This is a genomic window from Streptomyces huiliensis (genome assembly GCF_020037025.1).
In the GTDB taxonomy this organism is placed as follows: Bacteria; Actinomycetota; Actinomycetes; order Streptomycetales; family Streptomycetaceae; genus Streptomyces; species Streptomyces huiliensis.
Genome location: NZ_JAIQLH010000211.1, coordinates 1 through 23,175, shown reverse-complemented (window position 1 = coordinate 23,175; position 23,175 = coordinate 1). Strand labels below are relative to the sequence as shown.

Genomic DNA, 23,175 nt, shown 5'->3' with positions numbered 1-23,175 from the left:
GCGCGGCCCGGTCGGACCGGTCCGACCGGCCCGAGTGATCAGCCCGGCCAACCCGGCCAACCCGGCCAACCCGGCCAACCCGGCCAGCCCGGTCAGCCTGGTCCGGGCACGCCGCCAACCACGCCCCCCGCGGCGTTCGTCCCGCCCCCCGGGACGCCCGGTGGACCGCGTCGCACCGTGCGGGTCCGTACGGCGGTGCTGGCCTGCGTCGCCCTGGTCACCCTCGCTGGACTGGGCGCCGGGGTGGCGGCCTGGCTGGTGCTCGGGAGGGACGGGGAGCGGGACGACGCCCGCGGTCCCGTCCCGGCCTTCAGCGCCACCGGCCGGCCGTCCGACGCGCGGCCCTCCGGCACGCCCGCACGTCCCGGACCGCACCGGCCCGCCGACAAGGCCCCCGCCTCGGGACCGGCCGCGGACACCGCCACGGCGGCTCCGCCGTCCGGTTCGCCGACCCCGCCGGCGTCCCCCGCGGCGGGCAAGGCACCGGCGGGCTACCACGTGGTCGAGGACCCGGCGGGCTTCACGCTCGCCGTCCCCGACGGCTACACCCGCTCGTCCGAGCCGCCGCGCGTCTTCTACTACTCGCCGGACCGGGAGTTCCGCATCGGAGTGCTGGTCTCCGGCCCCAAGGACGGCGGCCCGTACGGCTTCATGCGCGACTCCGCCGCGCAGGGCCCGGACCACTACCCGGGGTACCGGGACGGCCGCGTCTCGCGCACCACGCACAACGGAAACCAGGCGGCCTCCTGGCAGTTCACCTGGAACGGCTTCGAGGACACGTCCGGCCCGCGGCGCACCGAGGACGTCTGCTGGAACGAGGGCGGCAGGACGTACGACGTGTGGGTGTCCGCCCCGGCCGCGCAGGCCGCGGAGGGGCGCCGGCAGTTCGACACCGTGCTGGGCAGCTTCGCCCGGTCCGAATAGCCAGGGCCCGAGGAGCCAGGGCCCGAGCAGCCGCGGTCCGAGCGGCCCCGGGCGCGCCCGCCGACGGAAAAATCGCGCCACCAACCACTGGCGGGATTGTGGATGACCGGTGAAAACAGGCTACTTGCGGGTATCCAAACGGCCGCGTCCCCGCCTACGCTCGCCCTCATGACGGACTCGCGGCACAGCACAGCAGTGGCGACGCAGACCCCCGCGGCACCGGGTGGCAACCCCGTCGCGCCGGCCGGGGACACCCGGACGGCGGCCGAGGTGGTCACCCCGGCGCTCGTCGCCCGCCTCACCCGCGGGGTGACCGGTTCCGGCACCACCGCGAGCCACACCCCGTTCACCGAGGAGGTGTTGGCCCGCCTCCCGGAGTCGACCCCCGAGGACGTCGCGACGGCCTTCGAGCGGGCGCGCGCGGCGCAGCGCCGGTGGGCGGACATACCGGTGCGCCGCCGCGCGGACGTCCTGCTGCGCTTCCACGACCTGCTGCTCAAGCGGCAGTCGGAGGTCCTCGACCTCATACAGCTGGAGACCGGCAAGGCCCGGCTGCACGCGCACGAGGAGATCCAGGCCGTCGCCGTCGCCGCCCGCCACTACGGCCGCAGCGCTCCCGCCTACCTGCGGCCGAAGGCACACACCGGAGTGCTGCCTCTGCTCACCAAGGTCACCGAACTGCGCCGCCCCCGGGGCGTGGTGGGTCAGATAGCCCCCTGGAACTACCCGCTGGAGCTCTCGGTCGGCGACGCCCTCCCGGCCTTCGCGGCCGGCAACGCGGTGGTCATGAAGCCGGACACCGAGACGGCCCTCACCGCCCTGTGGGCCCGCGAACTGCTGGTCGAGGCGGGGCTCCCGGAGGAGCTCTGGCAGGTGGTCCTGGGCGAGGGGCCGGTTGTCGGCCCCGAGGTCGTGGCCCGCGCCGACTACGTGACCTTCACCGGTTCCACCCGCACCGGCCGCGACGTCGCCCAGCGCGCCGCCGCCCGCCTGGTCGGCGCCTCGCTGGAGCTCGGCGGCAAGAACGCCATGCTGGTCCTGCACGACGCGGACGTGGAGAAGGCCGCCGCCGGCGCGGTCCGCGGCTGCTTCTCCACCGCCGGACAACTGTGCATCTCCATCGAGCGCTTGTACGTGCACGGCTCCATAGCCGACGCCTTCCTGGAGCGCTTCGCCGCCCGCACCCGCGCCCTGCGGCTCGGCGCGTCCCTGTCGTACGGCGCCGACATGGGCTCGCTGACCTCCCGGCGGCAGCTGGAGACGGTGGTCCGGCACGTCGAGGAGGCCGTCGCCAAGGGAGCCACCGTCCTCGCCGGCGGGCGCCCCCGCCCGGACATCGGCCCCCTCTTCCACGAGCCCACCATCCTCGAGGGCGTCGAGTCCCCGATGGCCGTCTGCGCCGAGGAGACGTTCGGCCCGGTCGTCTCCGTCTACCGCTTCGACGACGAGGACGAGGCCGTACGCCTCGCCAACGCCACGCCGTACGGCCTCAACGCCAGCGTCTGGACCCGGGACGGCCGCCGCGGCCGCGAGATCGCCGGCCGGCTGCGGGCGGGCACGGTCAACGTCAACGAGGCGTACGCCGCCGCCTACGGCAGCGCCGCCGCGCCCATGGGCGGCATGGGGGAGTCCGGGATCGGCCGCCGGCACGGCGCCGAGGGCATACTCAAGTTCACCGAGGCACAGACCGTGGCCCACCAGCGGCTCGTCCCGCTCGCGCCGTCCTTCGGACTGGACGACGCGGCGTACGCGCGGCTGATGACCGGCGGCCTGCGCGCGCTGAAGGCCCTCCGCCTGCGCTGACGCCCCGGCCGCGCCGCCCAGCCCCGCCCCGCACACCCCGACCCCTGCACGGAGGTACTGGTGGCACAGTTCGACTACGACGTCATCGTCGTGGGATCCGGTTTCGGCGGCGCGGTGTCGGCCCTCCGGCTGTCGGAGAAGGGCTACCGCGTCGGGGTGCTGGAGGCCGGCCGGCGCTTCACCCGCGACTCGCTGCCCAGGAACTCCTGGGACCTGCGGAACTTCCTGTGGGCGCCGGCCCTCGGCCTCTACGGCATCCAGCGCATCCATGTACTGGGCCACGTGATGGTCCTCGCGGGCGCCGGCGTCGGCGGCGGCTCGCTCAACTACGGCAACACCCTCTACGTACCGCCCGCCTCGTTCTTCACCGACCCGCAGTGGGCGGACATCACCGACTGGCGCAAGGAGCTGGAGCCCTACTACGAGCAGGCACGCCGCATGCTGGGCGTACGGCTCAACCCGACGACGACGCCGGCGGACGTCCACCTCAAGGCCGCCGCGGAACGGATGGGTTTCGGCCACACCTTCCATGCCGCCCCGGTGGGCGTCTTCTTCGGCGACGGACGGGACGGCGAGGGCAACACCCCCGTCACACCGGGCACCGAAGTGCCGGATCCCTACTTCGGCGGCGCGGGACCGGCGCGCACCGCCTGCACCGAGTGCGGCGAGTGCATGACCGGCTGCCGGCACGGCGCGAAGAACACCCTCAACGAGAACTACCTCCACCTCGCCGAACGGGCGGGAGCCGTGATCCACCCGCTGACCAAGGTCGTCGCGCTGAGCGAACTCCGCGACGGCGGCTGCCGCGTGGTCACCGTCCCCGCCGACCGGCGGCGCGGCGCCCCGCCCCGGGTGCTGCGCGCGGAACACGTGGTGGTCGCCGCCGGCACGTACGGCACACAGACGCTGCTGCACACCATGCGCGACCGCGGTCTGCTGCCCCGACTCTCCCCGCGCCTCGGCCACTTGACCAGGACCAACTCCGAAGCGCTGTTCGGTGCGCAGACCGACGACCGCCGCTACCGCAGGGTGCACGGCACCGGCGCTGACTTCACGCGCGGCGTGGCCATCACCTCGTCGGCGCACCCCAACGAGGACACGCACATCGAGCCCGTCCGCTACGGCAAGGGCTCCAACGCGATGGGCTTCCTGTCCATCCCGCTGGTCCCGTTCGCCGACCGGGCGGTACCGCGCGTGCTGGGCTTCGCCGCGTCGTGCGCCCGCCACCCGGTCGTCCTGCTGCGGTCGTTCTCCAAGCGCCGCTGGTCCGAGCGGACCATCATCGGCCTGGTGATGCAGTCGGTGGACAACTCCCTGACCACCTGCCTCCGGCGGCGTGGACCAGGCAAGGGCCTGCTCACCGCGCGGCAGGGACACGGCACGCCCAACCCGGTGCAGATCCCCGAGGCGACGGAGGCCGCGACGCGGATCGCCGAGGAGATCAACGGGTACGCCGGCAGCAACGTCGGGGAACTGCTGGGCACTCCGCTGACGGCCCACTTCCTGGGCGGCTGCACGATCGGATCCGGTCCCGACCGGGGCGTGATCGATCCGTACCACCGCGTCTACGGACATCCGTCGATCTCGGTGGTCGACGGCTCGGCGGTCACCGCCAACCTCGGCGTCAACCCGTCGCTGACCATCACCGCCCAGGCCGAACGGGCCATGTCGTTCTGGCCCAACAAGGGCGAGGCCGACCCCCGTCCCGAGCAGGGGAGGGCTTACGAGCGCGTCGCCGCCGTGGAACCGAGCCATCCGGTGGTGCCGAAGGACGCGTTCGGTGCGCTGCGACTGCCGTTCCTGCCCGTACCACCGGTGCCGCGCGCGCCGCGGGAGTGAGCGCGCGGCGCGGTAATGAGCGCGCGCCGCGCACGGCCGTCGTGGGCGGCGCGCGGCAGGCGAAGGGCCCCGGACCGTCTACGCGGGGGCGTGCGGACGGCCACGGGGCCCTTGACAGCCGGCACCGGTGAACAGGGCGGACCGGTGCCGCGGAACGGCGCCGGGGGGAGCGCCGTCGGTCCTCGGGTGGTGCGGGGGCGTTTCTTCCGGTGGTCCGACCAATGACGGTACGGCGAGAGGGAGTTGGCGCCCTCTTGGCATCGTGGGGTATGAACCGCGTCGAACGCAACCGTTCGGGGTGGATACGGTCGGTTCCAGGCGTCCCCGGAACCGACCGTTCCTTGGTGGCGGCCGGGCTGCTGTCCCCTGCCGACCGGCCGCCGTACCACCGGAGTGAGGTCCCACGACGCGCGTCGGCGCACGTCTCACACTCCGGTGGAATCCGCCCTGTCGGTGCCGGGCGCCCAGGTGAACAGGGGCGGAGACCACGCGTGGATTCAGGTGGGCCGCTCCTGGCTGGCGCGGACACCGACTCCAACGAAGCCGGTCCGCGCCCGGTCACGCGCCGTACGGGTGACGGGACGGGCGGCGGGTTTCCGCCGCGCCACCCTCCCCCGGGGGGTCGGTCAGACGCGTCCCCGGCAGAGGTCGAGCAGGGTCATCGCGAGGACGGTGCCGTTCTTCCCCAGCTGGTCGCTGTAGTGGGTCAGGATCTCCATCTCGCGGGAGAGGCTGACGCGCCGGCCGCCGGAGGCGATGCGCTCTCGCTGGATCCGCTCCGAGACGGCGATCCGTTCCTGGACGAGGCCGATGATCCTGCCGTCGAGGTCGTCGATGCGCTCGCGGGCGCCGGTGATCAGACGGGCGGCCTCGTCGGTGCGGGCGCCGGTGTCGGCGGCAGGGGTGGCGGGGGCGGCGGTGGCGGCGGTGGTGGTGCTCATGTCCGGTGTTCTCCTCGGTCCGGGGCCCGGTGTCGGCGCGGCCCTGTGGAGAAACGCACGAGCGCCCCGGGCCTTGGCCGGCCCGGGGCGCTCGTGGAAGTCGCTGTTCTATCGCTGAGCAGCACGACCATGGCAGCCGGACGGGCCGGTGCCATAGGTAAAGACGAAGGTCGAGTGCTCGCGCATGGCGGACAGTATGGCCCCCGGGGGGTCCCGGAGCCAACCGCATTCGGATGGTGAGACAAAAGCGGCCACCCCCTTCCCGGTAGAATCGACAAATAGAGACCCCCCACCCTCGACCGCCGGAAGGGCCGCTCCCGTGTCAGCAGCACCACCCCCCGCCGCCCACGACAACACCGCGGAGCCGGTCCTCGTCGTCGACTTCGGCGCGCAGTACGCCCAGCTCATCGCCCGCCGGGTCCGCGAGGCCCGGGTCTACAGCGAGGTCGTCCCGTCCACCACCCCGGTGGCCGAGATCCTCGCCCGCAAGCCGAAGGCGATCATCCTCTCCGGCGGCCCCTCCTCCGTCTACGAACCGGGCGCCCCGACCCTCGACCGCGAGATCTTCGAGGCCGGCGTCCCCGTCTTCGGCATGTGCTACGGCTTCCAGCTGATGGCCACGACCCTCGGCGGCACGGTCGACAACACCGGCGCCCGCGAGTACGGCCGCACGCCGCTGTCCGTCTCCCGGCCGTCCTCCACCCTCTTCGAGGGCACCCCGGCCGAGCAGCCGGTGTGGATGTCGCACGGCGACGCCTGCTCCGCCGCCCCCGAGGGCTTCACCGTCACCGCGTCCACGGACCTGGTGCCGGTCGCCGCCTTCGAGAACGACGAGAAGAAGCTCTACGGCGTGCAGTACCACCCCGAGGTGATGCACTCCACCCACGGCCAGCAGGTGCTGGAGCACTTCCTCTACCGCGGTGCGGGCATCGAGCCGACCTGGACCACGGGCAACGTGATCGAGGAGCAGGTCGCGGCCATCCGCGAGCAGGTCGGCACCAAGCGCGCCATCTGCGGCCTGTCCGGCGGCGTGGACTCCGCAGTCGCCGCGGCCCTGGTCCAGAAGGCCATCGGCTCCCAGCTGACCTGCGTCTACGTCGACCACGGCCTGATGCGCCAGGGCGAGACCGAGCAGGTCGAGAAGGACTTCGTCGCCGCGACCGGCGTCAAGCTGAAGGTCGTGGACGCGCAGGAGCGCTTCCTGACCGCCCTCGCCGGCGTCTCCGACCCGGAGGAGAAGCGGAAGATCATCGGCCGGGAGTTCATCCGGGTCTTCGAGCAGGCCCAGGCCGAGATCGTCGCCGAGGCGCCGGACGACCAGCCCGTCGAGTTCCTGGTCCAGGGCACGCTCTACCCGGACGTCGTCGAGTCCGGCGGCGGCACGGGCACCGCGAACATCAAGTCCCACCACAACGTGGGCGGCCTCCCCGAGGACCTGGAGTTCAAGCTCGTCGAGCCGCTGCGCCAGCTGTTCAAGGACGAGGTCCGCATGGTCGGCAAGGAGCTCGGCCTCCCCGACGAGATCGTCCAGCGCCAGCCCTTCCCGGGCCCCGGCCTCGGCATCCGCATCGTCGGCGAGGTCACCAAGGAGCGCCTCGACCTGCTGCGCGAGGCCGACGCCATCGCCCGCGAGGAGCTGACGGCCGCCGGTCTGGACCGCGAGATCTGGCAGTGCCCGGTGGTCCTGCTGGCCGACGTCCGCTCGGTCGGCGTCCAGGGCGACGGCCGCACCTACGGCCACCCGATCGTGCTGCGCCCGGTCTCCTCCGAGGACGCGATGACGGCCGACTGGTCGCGCCTGCCGTACGAGACCCTGGCGAAGATCTCCACCCGCATCACCAACGAGGTCCGCGACGTCAACCGCGTCGTCCTCGACGTGACCAGCAAGCCGCCGGGGACGATCGAGTGGGAGTGACCGCTCCCTGAGTCCCGCCCGCGCCGCCCTTCGTCCACAGCTGTGGACGAAGGGCGGCGCGGCGTTTCGTAGGGTCGGGGGAGTACGACGCATGACCGGGGCGCGGGTGGACAGGCGCCGCCCGGGCCGGGAAGCGAGAGGAGCGGTGGACGGCATGACACTCCTGGGGCGAGGAGAAGCGGTGAGCGGCGGTACGGGAGGAAGCCCGTCGCCCTCCCGGTACGCACTGCTGCCGCTGCGGATCTTCCTCGGCGTCACCTTCCTCTACGCGGGGCTCGACAAGCTCACCGACGGCGCCTTCCTCGCGAGCGACGGCCCCGGATCCCTCGGGGAGCTCATGCGCTCCTGTCGGGACGGCGCCGGGGCTCCCTGGCTCGTCGACCTGGGACTGCGCAGCCCGGTCGGCTTCGGCTGGGCGATCGGCGTGGGGGAGGTGGCCGTGGGCGCGGCCACGCTCCTCGGTCTGTTCGCCCGCGCGGCGGCGGTCGGCGGCGCGCTGATCTCGCTCTGCCTCTGGCTGACGGTCAGCTGGCCCGCGACCCCCTACTACTACGGCAACGACCTCCCCTACCTGATGGCCTGGCTCCCGCTGGTCATCGCGGGAGCGCCCCTCCTCTCGCTGGACGCGGTCCGCCCCCGCCGCCGGGCGCGCGCCCGGCGGGGCGCCCTGTTCACCTGAGCCGGATTCTCCTAAGCCGGGTGCACCCGAGCCGGGCGGCGGTTCAGTGCCGCTCGACCCGCTTCCCCGCGCGGGCGGCCCGGTGCCGGCGGACGAGGAAGCCGACGGAGGAGACGGCCCCCGCCAGGCAGAGCCCCCCGACCAGGGCGGGCAGCAGCACGAAGGCGGGGAAGTGCCAGCGGCCCGCGGCCGCCGCGAGGTAGGCGAGCCCACCGCCCAGCAGCACCAGCCCGACGACGAGTTTCCCGGGTTCGAACTCATGGCGCCGCACGGGTCACCTCCACTTCGCCGAGACCGGCCTTGAGCCGCAGTTCGAGCGTGCCGCGCGAGGCGTGCCCCGGCCGCGGGGCCACGGTCACCCGCCTGCTCTGGCGGGGTTTGACGTCCACGTCGCGGCGGCCGTCGTCGGGCAGCTTGATGGATCCGATGCCCACCTCCACGGTCAGCTTCGCCGTGACGTCGTCCGGCAGGACGACCTTCAGCTGTCCGGCACCCGCCTCGGCGCGGGCGGTCAGGGGTTTCCCGGCCGCCTGCCCTCCCGCCGGTATGGACAGGCCGGACAGGTCGAGGGTGCCCACGCCGGTGCCCACCTCGTACTCCGGCCGGAGCTCCGCCGCGCTCACCGGCCGCCACGTCACCCGGCGCCACTCCGTGGTCACCGACTTCGGCAGGGCGGCCGCCCCCACCAGCAGCAGCGCGGTCAGCACGGCCGCGGTGACCGTCCCGCCGCCCGTGCGGCCGTAGCGGGAGCTGACGCCTATGCCCAGCCCGTAGACGGCCAGCGCGCAGGCCAGGCCGGTCTCCAGCGAGGTGCCCAGGGGCTGCCCGCGCCAGGTGAGCCCGGTGCCGGCCGAGAACGCCACGAGGGCCAGCAGGGCCGTCCAGCCGCCGAGCTGCCGCCCGTCCCGCGCCGGACGTCCGCGCCGCTCCTTCCTCGGGGTGCCGTCGTGCGGCCCGTCGTCCGGTCCCCACAGGTAGCCGGTGCTGTGGAACGGCACCGCCAAAGACACCTGGAAGGGCTGGTCCCGCCACCAGGACGGGACGGCGGGCGGCGGGGGCGCCTGGGTCTCGGGCGGCGCGTCCACGGCCTTCTGCGCCTTCACCGGCCGCCCGGCGCCCGGTACCGCGGCCGTCTCCTCGTCGGCGTCGGGCGTCCGGCGCTGCTGCGACCAGTACGCCGTCCCCACGAGGACCACGGTCAGCATCAGCGAGAACGACATGGCGCCGCTGTTGTTGAGCAGGGACAGGAACAGCCCGCAGCCCACCAGCGCGCACAGCACCGCCGTCAGCGCCGGACCGTCCACCCGGCCCGAGAGCATCCGGCGGCCCTCGTTCTCCTCCTCGCCCTCCAGGGGGATCAGCAGCCACGCGAAGCCGTACACGATCAGCCCGAACCCGCCGGTGACCGCCAAGACCCCGAGGACCACCCGGAAGATCACGGGGTCCAGGTCGAAGAAGCGGCCCAGGCCCCCGCACACGCCGGAGAGCACCTTGTGGTCGCGGCTGCGCCGCAGCGGCGGCCTGGACGCGGCGGGTGGCGCGTCTCCGTGCCGCGGGTTCTCGGTGGGCGGTGCGTCGGTCATGAGCACATGGTGTCAACCGCGGCCGCCGAGCGGCATCCGTGATGACCCTGGCCCTTCCCTGAGATCGACCCTGAGATCGGGACGGTTAGGGTGGCGCATCGAACAGACAGTCGTCATCCGGAGGGGCGCGCGGTGTCCGAGTCAGTGTCCGGTGCCCCGGCCGGCGTGCCAGGCCCGGCCCCCGGCCGCCTGCTCGCCGGCCGCTACCGGCTGCTCCGGCGCATCGGCCGCGGGGGCATGGGCACCGTGTGGCTCGCCGAGGACGAGCTGCTGGGCCGCCACGTCGCGGTCAAGCAACTGCACGTGTCCCACGGGTTGGACGAGGAGGAGCTCGCCACCCTCTACGAGCGGACCCGCCGCGAGGCGCGCAGCGCGGCGCGGATCAGCCACCCCAACGTGGTCGTCGTCCACGACGTGGTCGAGGACGACGGGCTGCCCTGCATCGTGATGGAGCACGTGCCGTCGAAGACCCTCGGCGACGTCCTCAAGAAGGGGCCCCTGACGCCCGAGGAGGCGGCCAGGATCGGGCGCGGGATGATCGCCGCGCTGCGAGCCGCCCACGCGGCCGACGTCCTGCACCGCGACGTCAAGCCGGGGAACGTGCTGCTCGGCGACGACGGCCGCGTCGTGCTCACCGACTTCGGCATCGCGCACCTGGCCGGGAACTCCACCCTCACCAAGACCGGCGAGATGGTCGGTTCGATCGACTACATCGCGCCCGAACGGGTCCGGGGCGCCCGCCCGGGTCCGGCCTCGGACCTGTGGGCGCTGGGCGCCACGCTGTACGAGGCGGTCGAGGGCCGGACGCCGTACCAGCGGCCCACGCCCGTCGAGACGGCGTACGCCATCGCCGTCGACCCACTGGAACCGCCGCTGCGCGCCGGTCCGCTGACCCGGCTGATCGAGACCCTGCTGTCCCGGGACCCGGAGCTGCGGCCCCCCGCCGACCTGGTCGAGCAGATCCTGCGCGAGCCCGCCGCCGAGCCGGGGACGGTCCGTCACCCGACACAGAAAGCGGGCGGGCCCGAGGAGCGGTCCGAGGCCACCACCGCCGTGACGCCGCCCCGCGCCGAGCCCGGCGAGAAACCGCCCGCCCCCGCTCCCACGCCCACCCCCGCCCCGGCTCCCGGCCCGCGGCCGACCGCTCCCACCGCCGTCGCTCCTCCCGTGCCCGCCGAGGTGCCCGTCCCCTCTCACCCCGCCGGCACCCGGCCGGCGCCGGAGCGCCCGGCCGGCCGGCGGCGGGCCGGCCGGTGGGTCGCGGTGGCGGCCGTGCTGGGCGCCGTGGCCGCGGTCGGGGCCTTCCTCCTTCTTCCCGGCGGGAAGGAGGAGGACGACGCCGCGCCGCCGAAGCCGAAACCGAGCACGGCCTCACTCACGCCCACGCCCACGCCCTCGCCGTCCTCGCCGCCTCCCGTACCGCCCGGCTACCGCCTGGTGACCGAGAAGCGCCTCGGGGTCGCCTTCCCGGTGCCGAAGGGGTGGACGCGGAGGGAGAAGTCGGCCGTCGAGGTCGACTACATCGACCCCACCGGCCTCGTCGACCTCAAGGTCAACGTCCTGGATCTGGCGAGCCCCGATCCGCTGAAGCACTGGCAGGACGTCGAGCAGCAGGTCAGGACGAAGGTCGACGGCTACCGGCGGCTGCGCATGCAGGCCACCGCCTTCCGCGGGGACCCTGCCGCCGTCTGGGAGTTCGCCTTCAAGGGCCGCGTCCGCGAGTACCGGGCCATCGACCTGGGCTTCGGACGCGCGGGCGGCGACGAGTACGCCGTCTACCTCTCCGCGCCCTCGGCCGGGTGGGACCGCCACCGTCCGGTCTTCGACGCCGTCCGGGACGGGTTCCGCGTGCTCCCGCACTGACCCGTGGCCCTCGGCCGCGGGCTCGGGCGGGCGCCCCGGGCAGGGCACTTGGAGAGGGCTTCGGCGAGGACCGCGGCGAAGGCATCGACGGGGGCTTCGCCGAGGGCGGTCCCAGGGTCGGTGGCAGGGGCAGGTCGGGGAAGGATCGGGGTCAGGTCAGGGACGACCCCGATACCGCGGGCGGCCACGGCGTGTGACGATCGTGCCATGACCGGCGCATCGACGACGCAGCCCCGAGCCGGCGGTGCCTACGCGCCCGCCGCCCCCGACCCCGTGCCCCTGCGCAAGCTCTACCGCAGCGCCGAGGGCCGGATGCTCGGCGGCGTGGCGCGCGGCCTCGCCGGGCATCTGGGGGTGCCGGTCTCCTGGGTGCGCCTGGTCTTCCTCGCCCTGCTCATGGCCCAGGGCATGGGTGCGCTGCTCTACGCGGTCTTCTGGTTCGTCGTACCGCTCGGCGTGGGCGGCGTCGAGGCCCGCCAGGCGGACGGCGGGGTGGCGGCGGACGGCCGGAGGCACCTGTTCTCCCGGAAGCCCGACCGGGGTCAGGTCTTCGCGTTCATCGCGCTCATCGTGGGCGCCGCGATCCTCCTCGACCGGCTGCACATCGGCCGCGCCAACGTCTACGTCTGGCCGCTGGTCCTGATAGGAGCCGGTGTCGCCATGGTCTGGCGGCAGGCGGACAACGCCCGGCGGGCCCACTGGGTGGAGGTCAGCCGCCGCAAGCGCGTCCTGCCCCTCGCCCGGGGCGCGGCCGGCGTCCTGCTGGTCGGCGCCGGGGTGACCGGCATCGTCGTCCTCCAGGGCTCCGCCGAGCACCTGGGCACCGTCCTGCAGGCGTCGCTCGCGGTCCTGGTCGGCATAGCCCTGCTGGCGGGTCCCTCCGTGGTGCGCATGACGCAGGACCTGTCCGCCGAGCGCACGATGCGCATCCGCGCCCAGGAGCGGGCCGAGGTCGCCGCGCACGTCCACGACTCGGTCCTGCACACGCTCACGCTGATACAGCGCAACGCCGACGACCCCCGGGAGGTGGCCCGCCTGGCCCGGGCCCAGGAGCGGGAGCTGCGCGCCTGGCTCTACAACCCCGAGGGCCACGGCAAGGACGAGTCCGACGAGCCCGAGACCCTGGCCGAGGCCGTGCGCGCCACCGCCGCCGCGGTCGAGGACCACCACGGCGTCCCCCTGGAGGTGGTGGTGGTCGGCGACTGCCCGCTCGACGAACGGCTGCGGGCGCAGATGCAGGCCGCGCGCGAGGCCATGGTCAACGCCGCCAAGTACGGTGGCGAGGGCGGGGCCGTCCAGGTCTACGCCGAGGTCGAAGGGCGTACGGTCTTCGTCTCGGTGCGCGACCGGGGGCCGGGCTTCGACCTGGACGCCGTGCCCGACGACCGGATGGGCGTCCGCGAGTCGATCATCGGCAGGATGCAGCGCAACGGGGGCACCGCGCGCCTGCGCTCCGTTCCCGACGGGGGGACGGAAGTGGAGCTGGAGATGGAGAGGGCGGAACAGACGTCATGACGAACGGGACGACGACCGAACCGACGACGGAACCGGCGGACCGCCGGGTCCGGGTGGTCCTGGTGGACGACCACCGGATGTTCCGCACCGGGGTGCAGGCCGAGATCGGGGTCACCGACCGGACGGGCGTCGAGGTCGTCGGCGAGGCCGCCGACGTGGACCAGGCCGTCACCGTCATCACCGCCACCCGCCCCGAGGTCGTCCTGCTGGACGTGCACCTGCCCGGCGGCGGCGGGGTGGAGGTGCTGCGCCGCTGCGCCACGCTGATCTCGGTGTCCGAGGAGCCGGTCCGCTTCCTCGCGCTGTCCGTGTCCGACGCCGCGGAGGACGTCATCGGGGTCATCCGCGGCGGCGCGCGGGGCTACGTCACCAAGACGATCACGGGGACCGACCTGATCGACGCGATCTTCCGGGTCCGGGACGGCGACGCCGTGTTCTCCCCGCGGCTGGCCGGGTTCGTCCTCGACGCGTTCGCCTCCACCGACGCCCCGCCCGTCGACGAGGACCTCGACCGCCTTACGCAGCGCGAGCGCGAGGTGCTGCGGCTGATCGCCCGCGGCTACGCGTACAAGGAGATCGCCAAGCAGCTGTTCATCTCCGTGAAGACAGTCGAATCCCATGTCTCGGCGGTACTGCGCAAGCTCCAGCTGTCCAACCGGCACGAGTTGACGCGGTGGGCGGCGGCCCGGCGCCTGGTGTGACCGCGCCGGCCCGGCCCCGCCCGTCCGACCCCGCCGGTCCGACCCCGTGGTTCGCTACGCGGGTCTGACCGCCCCGGCGAAGGGCATCGAGCCCACCGGCGCGATGCTGACCGGGGCCCCCGGATGCGGGGCGTGGATCATCTTCCCGTCGCCGATGTAGAGACCGACGTGGCTCACGCCGGAGTAGAAGAACACGAGATCGCCCGGGGCCAGCCGGGACCGGGTGACCCGGTGCCCGGAGTTGATCTGGGTGTAGGTGGTGCGCGGCAGCGAGACGCCGGCCGCCCGCCAGGCCGCCTGCGTCAGCCCCGAGCAGTCGTAGCCGGAGGGCCCGGTCGCCCCCCAGACGTAGGGCTTGCCGAGCGCCCCGTAGGCGAAGGCCACGGCCTGCGCGGCGCGGCTCGTCGGGGCGCGCCCGGCCGGCGCCACCGGCTGCGACGCCGTGCCGGCCGCCGCGGCGGACCCCGCCGAGCGTCCGGCCGCGTGGGCGCCCTCGGTGGCGGTGGACCCGGTGGCATCGGACCCGTCGGCGGCGGGGCGGGCGGCGGGCGGCAGCGTACGGAGCAGGTCCCGCGCGGCGGCCAGCTTGGCCTCGACGGTGCGGCGGTGGCGCGCGAGCGCGTTCCGCTGGGTCTCGAGCTCCCGCAGCTTGGCCTCGGCCGTGGTCCGCACCTGGCGTACCTGCCGGATCTCCTCCCGCACCCGGGCCACTTCGGACGCCTCCCGGGTCCCGGTGCGCTCGGCCATCGACGCCCGGTCCAGGAAGTACCGGGGCGAGGACGAGAGCAGCAGCCGCACCGAGGAGGGGATGCCCCCGGCGCGGTACTGGGCCGTGGCGTACGACCCGAGGGCGTCCCGGGCGGCGTTGAGCCGCTCCGTCCGGCGGGCGGCGTCGTCCTGGAGCCCGTCGAGCACGGCCCGGGCCCGGTCCGTGCGTTCCTTCACCCCGTTGTACCGCTCGGTCGCCACTTCGGCCTGCCGGTAGTAGTGCGCGACCTGCGCCTTCACCTCGTCCGGGGTCCGCTGGGGCGCCGCATGACCGGTGCCGGCCGGCACGGTGGCGGTGGCGGCGCCCGCCAGGGCGAGGCCGGCCGCCGTCCGGGCGGTGCCGCTGAGGAGCGGGTGGTGCTTGGGCTTGCGGTGCGACGCCACGGTGGCCGTCACTTCCTTCCTGTCCGGCGGCAGGCTGGGGGGCTCGGGCGGCGGCCCGTACGAGGGGGAGGAGGCCGGGCCACCGCCGTCTGGGGCAGGACGCTAAACCGCGAGATCCGCCGGTAACGCGCATGACTGTTAATGGCCGGAACCGGTGAGGAAACGACCGCTGCGGGCCGGGAACTCCTCGACCCCGCGGAAGGATTCGACCCGGAACTGACCGAATCAATGATCTTTGCCCGGTTAAGGGAGAGTTGGCGCTACGGGACCCGATTTATTCGGAGTCCGGCCTTCCGGCCGGGACCGGCCGCCAAGGACCACCTGATTCGCGCCATGATCAGCCCGCCACGCCGTCGACATGGCACCGGTCGGGCCCTGCCGCACGGAGGGCGACGCGGTGAGCACCTTCGAGATCGGCCGGAAACCGATCCCGTCGACGGTGATCCTCGCCCTCGTGAGCGGGAGACGGGACCAAGGACAGAGGGGCGGTCCGGAGCCGCTCCTTCGGTACGGTCGGGGCGCTGACCACGGCCGACGCCTTCACCGCCGGCCACGGGACGTGACCCGCGCCACGGCGGCCGCCCCCGGGCCATGAGGCCGAGGCGGGACGGGTTGTCAGTGGGGCCGCCTAGACTCGGATGACGATGAGCAGCCTCTTTGACGACAGCTTCCTGGCGGATCTCGTCCCTTCCGACGAGGAGCCGCCGCCTCCCGCGGAGGACTCGGCCCCCGAGCCGCTGCCGGACGACCTCTTCGGCGGCGCCTTCGACGCGCCCGTCCCCAGGGAGGCCTACTACCGCGACGGCGCCCCGCGGCCCGTCGTGGACCCCGCCGCGCTGCTGGAGGGCATGAACGACCAGCAGCGCGCCGCCGTGGTGCACTCCGGCTCCCCGCTGCTCATCGTCGCCGGCGCCGGCTCGGGCAAGACCCGCGTCCTCACCCACCGCATCGCCCACCTCCTCGGCGCCCGGGGCGTCCACCCCGGCCAGATCCTCGCGATCACCTTCACCAACAAGGCCGCGGGCGAGATGAAGGAGCGCGTCGAACAGCTCGTCGGCCCGCGCGCCAACGCGATGTGGGTGATGACCTTCCACAGCGCCTGCGTGCGGATCCTGCGCCGGGAGAGCAAGAAGCTGGGCTTCACGTCCTCCTTCTCGATCTACGACGCCGCCGACTCCAAGCGGCTCATGGCCCTGGTCTGCCGCGACCTGGACCTCGACCCGAAGAAGTTCCCGCCGAAGTCGTTCAGCGCGAAGATCTCCAATCTCAAGAACGAGCTCATCGACGAGGAGGCGTTCGCGGCGCAGGCCGCCGACGGCTTCGAGAAGACCCTCGCCGAGGCGTACGCGATGTACCAGTCGAGGCTGCGCGAGGCCAACGCGCTCGACTTCGACGACATCATCATGACCACGGTCCACCTCCTCCAGGCCTTCCCGGACGTCGCCGAGCACTACCGGCGCCGCTTCCGGCACGTCCTGGTCGACGAGTACCAGGACACCAACCACGCCCAGTACACGCTGATCCGCGAGCTGGTGGGCACCCCGGCGACGGCGGGCGAGGAGGGCCCCGGCGAGCTGTGCGTCGTCGGTGACGCCGACCAGTCCATCTACGCCTTCCGCGGCGCCACCATCCGCAACATCCTCCAGTTCGAGGAGGACTACCCGGACGCCAAGACCATCCTGCTGGAGCAGAACTACCGCTCCACGCAGACGATCCTGAGCGCCGCCAACGCGGTCATCGAGCGCAACGAGAACCGCCGCCCGAAGAACCTCTGGACCGAGGCCGGGGCCGGCTCCACGATCACCGGCTACGTGGCCGACACCGAGCACGACGAGGCCCAGTTCGTCGCCGACGAGATCGACCGGCTGACCGACGCCGGCGACGCCAAGGCCGGCGATGTCGCGATCTTCTACCGGACCAACGCCCAGTCCCGCGTCTTCGAAGAGATCTTCATCCGCGTCGGCCTGCCCTACAAGGTCGTCGGCGGCGTGCGCTTCTACGAGCGCAAGGAGGTCCGGGACGTCCTCGCCTACCTGCGCGTCCTGGCCAACCCCGAGGACACCGTGCCGCTGCGCCGGATCCTCAACGTGCCCAAGCGCGGCATCGGCGAGCGCGCCGAAGCCATGATCGACGCGCTCGCCCTGCGCGAGAAGGTCAGCTTCTCCCAGGCGCTCCGGCGCGTCGACGACGCCTACGGCATGGCCGCCCGCTCGGCCAACGCCGTCAAGCGCTTCAACGTCCTGATGGACGAGCTCCGCACGATCGTCGAGTCCGGCGCCGGACCGGCCACCGTGCTGGAAGCGGTCCTGGAGCGCACCGGCTACCTGGCCGAGCTCCAGGCGTCCACCGACCCGCAGGACGAGACCCGGATCGAGAACCTCCAGGAACTCGCGGCGGTGGCCCTGGAGTTCGAGCAGGAGCGGACCGAGGACGAGCCCGGCACCCTCGCCGAGTTCCTGGAGAAGGTCGCCCTGGTCGCCGACTCCGACCAGATCCCCGACGAGGACACTGAGGGCACCGGCGTCATCACGCTGATGACCCTGCACACCGCCAAGGGCCTGGAGTTCCCGGTCGTCTTCCTCACCGGCATGGAGGACGGCGTCTTCCCGCACCAGCGCGCCCTCGGCCAGACCAAGGAACTGGAGGAGGAGCGGCGGCTCGCCTACGTGGGCATCACCCGGGCCCGCGAGCGGCTGTACCTCACCCGGTCGAGCATGCGCAGCGCCTGGGGCACACCCGCGTACAACCCGCCGTCCCGCTTTCTGGAGGAGATCCCCGACCGGTACGTCGAGTGGCGCCGTACCGGTCCCGCCACGCCGTCGGCGTCGGTGTCCGGGATCGCCTCGGGCCGGTCCACGGCCTCCTCGTCGTCGCGTATCGGCGGCCGGGGTGCGGCGGGGCCGAGCGGCTTCGCGACGCGGCGGGCCAAGGACCGCCCGGTGGTGGCGCTCGCGATCGGCGACCGGGTCACGCACGACTCGTTCGGCCTGGGCACGGTCGTCGGGGTCAAGGGCAGCGGCGACAACGCCGAGGCGACGATCGACTTCGGCCAGGAGAAGCCCAAGCGCCTGCTGCTGCGCTACGCGCCGGTCGAGAAGCTGTAGCCGGAGGCCGGGGGCGGCGCCGGTCGGCGGGCCGCCCCCGGTCCGACCGGGTCAGCTCAGGTCGGGTCGAGGTCGTGGGCGCGCAGCCACGGCAGCGGGTCGACGGCCGAGCCGCCGGGCCGTACCTCGAAGTGCAGGTGCGGGCCGGTGGAGTTGCCCGAGTTGCCGGAGTAGGCGATCACGTCGCCGGCCTTGACCTGCCCGGAACGCACCCGGGTGCTGCTCAGGTGGCAGTACCAGGTCTCGGTCCCGTCCGGGGAGGTCACTATGGCCATGTTGCCGTAGGCGACGTTGTACTGGGTGCGGACGGTGCCGTCGGTGGCCGCCATGACCGGGGTGCCGTAACTGACGGGGAAGTCGATGCCGGTGTGCACGGACATCCAGTTGACGCCCGCCTGCCCGTAGTACGCGCTCAGCCCGTGCTGGGCGACGGGCAGCGCGAACTTCGGACGTTCCGCCTCCTTGCGGGCGGCCTCCTCGGCCTTCCGCTTCCGTTCTTCCTCCTGACGCAGCCGCAGGTCGATGCGTTCCTGCGTCCGGTTGGCGCGCGTGGCGAAGTCGTCCGCCCCCCGGCTCAGCCCGGCGAGCTGGGTGTCCAGCTTGTTGTTGGCGGCGGAGAGTTTGACGGTCGACGTGTCGGGGGCGGAGGCGGCCTGCGTCTGCTGCGCCTCGTGCCCCCCGTTGGACGCGACGGTCGCGGCGGCCACACCGGCTACGCCCATCACGGCGACCGAGGGCACGGCCACCGTGAGGAGGGCCTTGCGGCGGGGCCGGTAACCGGAGCGGGGGGCACCGCCCTTCCGCCGGTTGCGGACCGGGCGGTCGCCCGCGGCGCGCGCCTCGGCGTCGGGCCGGGCGTCGTCGTCGCCCGCTGTGGAGTCGTCCGCGTCGAAGTCGTCCGCCGCGGGGTCGCCGGTCGCGAGGCCGTCCGCGGGGAGGTCGTCCAGGTGCGGGGCGAACACGGCGTGCATGGTCGGCATGTCGGCTTCGGACACCGGCGAGGGTGGTACGGGGTCCATGCCGGGGTCGGTGAGGACGGCCATCAGCGTCGGGTCGTGCGGTGGCGCGGGTTCCGCGGCCGCCGCCCAGGCGCCGGCGTCCCAGGTCTGCGTCTCCGCGGCGTGGGCGCCGCCCCAGGGATCGGCGGACCGGGCCCAGGCCGAGGCGTCCCAGGTCTGGGTCATGGCGTGGTGGTCGACGGACTGCTGCTGCGGGAACTGTTGCTGCTGCTGCGAGGCGTGGCCGCTGGTGTCCCACTGGCCCGACGTGTCCCACTGGGCGGAGTGCCCGGTGTCCCACTGGCCCGAGGTGTCACCCTCCCAGCCGCCACCAGGAAGGTTTCCCCACCCGGTCGAACCCGACGTCTCCCACTGCCACTGACCGGCCGGACCGCTGCCGGAGCCGGTCGCCCATGTGCCGTCCTGGGCCCGCCCCCAGTCGGTCTGCCCACCGGTGTCGAGGGCGCTGAAGTCCCAGACCTGGGTGTGACCGGAGGTGCCCCACTGATTCGTGGTGTCCCACTGGCCGGTGTCGTGTCCGGTCCAGCCGTAGGCGGTGTGCTGATGGGGGGACGGGTGGTGTCCGAATGCTGCATCGGGAGCGGGAACGGACGGATCCGGGGCCGCCGATGGGTGACGGTCGTTCACCACCACTTCCATTTCGCCTCGGGAGCAGGAGAAGTAGCGGCGACTGTACCCGGCGGTATGCGACGGCCACAATCTTCCTCACGTTTCGCGGGCCGGGAGCCTGGGCATTTGGCCGCCTTTTGGTGGACAGGACACGCCGGAGTCGCTTTGACGTTCGAAAATCGTTCGACATTAATCGGGCAAGTGGGGTGCGATCAAAGGTTGCCCGGCGGTCTCCGCGCATCACACGAAGGGGCGCCGGAGGTCGCACGGAGGCGACGCCGGAGGCCGTACGGAGGCGACACCGTGACCTCACGCGACGGAGACCCGCCCGGCGGCGTCGCCGTCTTCGTCCCATGACGCCAGGGCCAGCCGGATGCCCGCCACCACGGTCGGGTGCACCGGGAGGGCGAGGTGCCCGACCCCGCTGACGCGGATGTTCCGCACCATCAGGTCCGGATGGTCGAGGCGGGCCGTCTCCACCGGGACCATCACCTGGTCCAGGTCGCTCCAGAAGCCGACGAAGCGCGTCCGGCAGCCGGGGGCCGGAGCGGCCAGCTCCGTGAGGACGTCGGAGCCCGGGCGCATCTGCCGCACCAGCGGGTGCACCGACATCGGCGGCGCCACCCGGGTGCCCGCGTGCGGCGTGCCGAGCGTGACCAGCCGGCGGACCGCGGCGTCACCCCCCAGCCGCTGGACGTAGTAGCGGGCCACCAGCCCGCCCAGGCTGTGCCCGACGACATCGATCCGCGCGGCACCCGTCCGGGCGCGGAACTCCTCGACGTACCGGCCCACCGCCGCGGCGGCGGTGCGGAGGTCCCGGGTGAGGAGCGAGTGGTTGAGGGCGGCCACCTGGCGCCAGCCGTGCCGGAGCAGGGAACGGCGCAACAGGACGAAGACCGAACGGTTGTCGACGAATCCGTGGAGGAGGAGCACGGGGACCCGGTCGCCCGTGTCGTCGGCTCCGCCGGACGCCGGCGGTACGACGAGGGGCGGCGGGCGGCGTTCCTGGGCCAGGCCCGTCGGGTACAGCACCGCGTGGCAGGCCAGGATGGCCAGCTCCAGCGCCGTGGACCGCGCCAGAGCGGCCGAGGGGCGCGGAGCGCCGAAGCCGGCGGTACGGAAACCGGTGGTGCCGGAAGCCGTGGCCCCGGAACCGTCGGATCCGTGAACGGCGGATCCTTGAGCGATGGATGGGGATGACGAGGCTCCGGAAGCAAGCGATCCGGGAATCATCGCTCCGGGAACAAGGGATAAGGCGGGCAAGGCCCCCATGGCCGACCTCCGAACGGCACACAGGCCGGTGCCCTGTCCCCCGTGTGCCCTCATGGGCAGCCGCGCGCCCGCTGCTGCCGGGCCACCGCCGCCGTGCGGCTGACGGCGGCGGTGCGGCAGACCTCGTCGCGGCTCCCCTTCGCGGCCCTCCCCGCGGTCCGCCGTGCCACGGCCGGGCGGCTGTACGGCGTGTGGCGGGCGGGAGGCGGGTGCGGGCCGCGGCGAACGTGGTGTCCCACGTGTGATTTCCCCCTCCCTCCGCACCGCGAAACGACCGCTTGCGGGATGCTGTGGATAACGTTCGTTCACACCCGGGCCCGTTCGGCGCGGGATCCTCGCGGCCGGCTGACGGCAGTCGTACATGGAGGCAGTGATGGGAGTGACCGGTCCGATCCGTGTGGTGGTGGCCAAGCCGGGGCTCGACGGACACGATCGCGGGGCCAAGGTCATCGCACGTGCGCTGCGGGACGCCGGCATGGAGGTCATCTACACCGGGCTTCACCAGACCCCCGAGCAGATCGTCGACACCGCGATCCAGGAGGACGCCGACGCGATTGGCCTGTCCATCCTGTCCGGCGCGCACAACACCCTGTTCGCCAAGGTGATCGAGCTGCTGAAGGAGCGCGACGCCGAGGACATCAAGGTGTTCGGCGGCGGCATCATCCCGGAGGCCGACATCCCGCCGCTCAAGGAGCTGGGCGTGGCGGCGATCTTCACCCCGGGGGCGACGACGACGTCGATCGTCGAGTGGGTCAACGCGAACGTCCGCCAGGCCGCCGGGGCCTGACGGCTCCGCCCGCCGCGCCGGGCGGGGCCGGAACCCGGTCATCCCGCCAGCTCCGCCCGCATGGTGGCACGCAGCCGGAGCGTACCCGCCAGCCGTTGGAACGCCTCCGCCCAGTAGCCGGCCGCCCCGGGCGGAGCGGCGTCCTCGGGCGGGGTGCCGCCCGCGCCGGCCAGTACGGCCAGCCGCTCGGCCCGGTCCGGGTCGAGGCAGCGCTCGGCCAGGCCCATGACACCGCTGAAGCTCCAGGGATAGCCGCCCGCGTCCCGGGCGATCTCCAGGGCGTCCACGACGGCCTGCCCGAGCGGTTCGGCCCAGGGCACCGCGCAGACCCCGATCAGCCGGAACGCGTCCGACAGCCCGTGCGCGGCGACGAACCGAGCCACCCAGTCGGCCCGTTCGGCCGGGGGGAGGACGGTGAGCAGCCGGGCCGGATCCCGTCCCGGCGAGCCCTCGGGCGCCGGGGGCGCCGTGGCGGAGCCGAGCAGGGCCCGCGCCCACGCGGCGTCCCGCTGCCGGACGGCGGCGCGGCACCAGGCCCCGTGCAGGTCGGGCCGCCAGCCGTCGGCGACCGGCAGGGCCACCGCCTCGGCGGCGCCGCGGACGCCCAGCCGCGCCGGCCAGACGGACAGCGGCGTGGCCTCCACGATCCCGCTCAGCCACCACGACCGCGCGCCGCGCCCCGACGGGGGTTTGGCCGTGATGCCGTCCCGCCGCATCCCGTCGTCGCACTCGTGCGGGGCCTCGACCACGACGACGCCCTGGTCGAGCGCGACGCAGGTGCGGGCGCGCGCCGTCATCCGGGCCGTGAGGGCGGATCCGGGGAGGGCGCCGAGGAGTTCGGCGGCCAGGGCCCGGACCCCGCGGCCCCGGTCGGAGAGGGCCGCTTCGAGGAACGGCTCGTCGTCCGGGGAGAGCCCGTCGCGCAGGACGCCGAGGAACGCCTGCCGGTCCTCGGCCCGTTCGGTGGCCCAGGTGCCGGTCAGCAGCTCCCGGCCGGCCGCCGGGTCGCGCCGCCGTACCGCGGTGAGGGCGGCCAGGCGCTCCGCGAACAGGCCCTCCCGCCACAGACGTCGCGGCTCCTCGGCGTCGGCCGCGTCCGGTGCGCCGGGGACGGGCGCCGCCGGGCCCGCCGGGTGGGCGCGGAGCGCGTACGTCCACTGCGGGTTGAGGCGGGCCAGCCACAGGCCGCGGAGCCCGGCGAAGGCCAGCGCCTCGGGGCGGAGGTCGGTGCGCGCCCGGGCGGCGTCGAGGAGGCCGGGCAGCAGGGCGTCCGGAGGCCGGTAGCCGTGTCCGTTGGCGGCGGCCAGCCACTGGGGGAGCAGTTCGACAAGGTCGGGGGCCGACGTCCGGCGCCGGTCCCCGACCGCGGCCCGTTCGCCGAGGAGCAGCTCCAGCCGCCGTCGGGCCGCCTCGGGCAGCGGCGGACGGGCGTCCGGGGGCGCGGGCTCGGGCCGGCGCCCCGCGGCGAC

17 protein-coding genes are annotated in these 23,175 nt (G+C 73.8%); 10 read left to right on the top strand and 7 right to left on the bottom strand.

The features are described 5' to 3' along the window. The first annotated feature begins 177 nt into the window (after window positions 1–177). The 3 genes from JNW98_RS28065 to JNW98_RS28055 all read left to right on the top strand — a co-directional run bounded on the left by JNW98_RS28065 (window position 178) and on the right by JNW98_RS28055 (window position 4,566). Complete coding sequence (locus JNW98_RS28065) at window positions 178–924, top strand: serine/threonine kinase C-terminal domain-containing protein (RefSeq protein ID WP_223771112.1); 747 nt, start codon at window positions 178–180, stop codon at window positions 922–924. A 168-nt stretch (window positions 925–1,092) separates the two neighbouring features. Beyond that, the gene (locus JNW98_RS28060; RefSeq protein ID WP_223771111.1) at window positions 1,093–2,727 is read left to right on the top strand and encodes a succinic semialdehyde dehydrogenase; all 1,635 of its coding nucleotides are present in this window, start codon (window positions 1,093–1,095) and stop codon (window positions 2,725–2,727) included. Window positions 2,728–2,787: 60 nt separating this feature from the next. Next, window positions 2,788–4,566 carry a GMC oxidoreductase gene (locus JNW98_RS28055; protein ID WP_223771110.1) on the top strand — a complete coding sequence of 593 codons (1,779 nt, stop codon included), beginning with the start codon at window positions 2,788–2,790 and terminating at the stop codon, window positions 4,564–4,566. A gap of 626 nt (window positions 4,567–5,192) precedes the next feature. Here the strand turns inward: JNW98_RS28055 and JNW98_RS28050 are convergent. Then, on the bottom strand, window positions 5,193–5,507 hold the full coding sequence (locus tag JNW98_RS28050; RefSeq protein WP_223771109.1) for a chorismate mutase: 315 nt from the start codon (window positions 5,505–5,507) through the stop codon (window positions 5,193–5,195). Between the two features lie 319 nt (window positions 5,508–5,826). Here JNW98_RS28050 and guaA point away from each other — a divergent pair, with 319 nt between their 5' ends. Further along, window positions 5,827–7,422, top strand: coding sequence for a glutamine-hydrolyzing GMP synthase (guaA, locus tag JNW98_RS28045; RefSeq protein ID WP_223771108.1), 1,596 nt, complete (start codon window positions 5,827–5,829; stop codon window positions 7,420–7,422). A gap of 154 nt (window positions 7,423–7,576) precedes the next feature. Beyond that, entirely contained in the window at window positions 7,577–8,101 is a 525-nt protein-coding gene (locus tag JNW98_RS28040) for a DoxX family protein (protein WP_372459337.1), read from the top strand. A 43-nt stretch (window positions 8,102–8,144) separates the two neighbouring features. Here JNW98_RS28040 and JNW98_RS28035 read toward each other — a convergent pair whose 3' ends face one another. Next, window positions 8,145–8,372: a hypothetical protein gene (locus tag JNW98_RS28035; RefSeq protein ID WP_223771106.1), complete on the bottom strand. Its 228-nt coding sequence runs from the start codon at window positions 8,370–8,372 to the stop codon at window positions 8,145–8,147. After that, complete coding sequence (locus JNW98_RS28030) at window positions 8,359–9,684, bottom strand: PspC domain-containing protein (protein WP_223771105.1); 1,326 nt, start codon at window positions 9,682–9,684, stop codon at window positions 8,359–8,361. The genes JNW98_RS28035 and JNW98_RS28030 overlap by 14 nt, the downstream gene beginning before the upstream one ends. Before the next feature lie 132 nt (window positions 9,685–9,816). Here JNW98_RS28030 and JNW98_RS28025 point away from each other — a divergent pair, with 132 nt between their 5' ends. From JNW98_RS28025 to JNW98_RS28015, 3 genes are all read left to right on the top strand, one after another. Continuing rightward, a complete protein-coding gene (locus JNW98_RS28025) occupies window positions 9,817–11,547 on the top strand; it encodes a serine/threonine-protein kinase (protein ID WP_223771104.1) in 1,731 nt (576 codons plus the stop codon). 207 nt (window positions 11,548–11,754) lie between these two features. After that, window positions 11,755–13,062, top strand: a complete 1,308-nt coding sequence (locus tag JNW98_RS28020; protein WP_223771103.1) for an ATP-binding protein — start codon at window positions 11,755–11,757, stop codon at window positions 13,060–13,062. Beyond that, the gene (locus JNW98_RS28015; RefSeq protein ID WP_223771102.1) at window positions 13,059–13,763 is read left to right on the top strand and encodes a LuxR C-terminal-related transcriptional regulator; all 705 of its coding nucleotides are present in this window, start codon (window positions 13,059–13,061) and stop codon (window positions 13,761–13,763) included. The genes JNW98_RS28020 and JNW98_RS28015 overlap by 4 nt, the downstream gene beginning before the upstream one ends. Before the next feature lie 54 nt (window positions 13,764–13,817). Here JNW98_RS28015 and JNW98_RS28010 read toward each other — a convergent pair whose 3' ends face one another. Next, window positions 13,818–14,927 carry a C40 family peptidase gene (locus tag JNW98_RS28010; RefSeq protein WP_223771101.1) on the bottom strand — a complete coding sequence of 370 codons (1,110 nt, stop codon included), beginning with the start codon at window positions 14,925–14,927 and terminating at the stop codon, window positions 13,818–13,820. A 632-nt stretch (window positions 14,928–15,559) separates the two neighbouring features. Here JNW98_RS28010 and pcrA point away from each other — a divergent pair. Then, complete coding sequence (pcrA, locus tag JNW98_RS28005) at window positions 15,560–18,019, top strand: DNA helicase PcrA (RefSeq protein WP_223771100.1); 2,460 nt, start codon at window positions 15,560–15,562, stop codon at window positions 18,017–18,019. Window positions 18,020–18,075: 56 nt separating this feature from the next. Here pcrA and JNW98_RS28000 read toward each other — a convergent pair whose 3' ends face one another. Further along, window positions 18,076–19,665, bottom strand: a complete 1,590-nt coding sequence (locus JNW98_RS28000) for a M23 family metallopeptidase (protein WP_223771099.1) — start codon at window positions 19,663–19,665, stop codon at window positions 18,076–18,078. Window positions 19,666–19,956: 291 nt separating this feature from the next. Continuing rightward, entirely contained in the window at window positions 19,957–20,919 is a 963-nt protein-coding gene (locus JNW98_RS27995) for an esterase/lipase family protein (protein WP_372459336.1), read from the bottom strand. A gap of 373 nt (window positions 20,920–21,292) precedes the next feature. Between JNW98_RS27995 and icmB the strand changes: the two genes are divergently transcribed. Continuing rightward, entirely contained in the window at window positions 21,293–21,706 is a 414-nt protein-coding gene (gene icmB / locus JNW98_RS27990) for a coenzyme B12-dependent isobutyryl CoA mutase small subunit (RefSeq protein WP_185941399.1), read from the top strand. Window positions 21,707–21,744: 38 nt separating this feature from the next. Here icmB and JNW98_RS27985 read toward each other — a convergent pair. After that, a partial coding sequence (locus JNW98_RS27985) for a DUF5691 domain-containing protein (protein ID WP_223771097.1) occupies window positions 21,745–23,175 on the bottom strand: 1,431 nt, incomplete at its 5' end.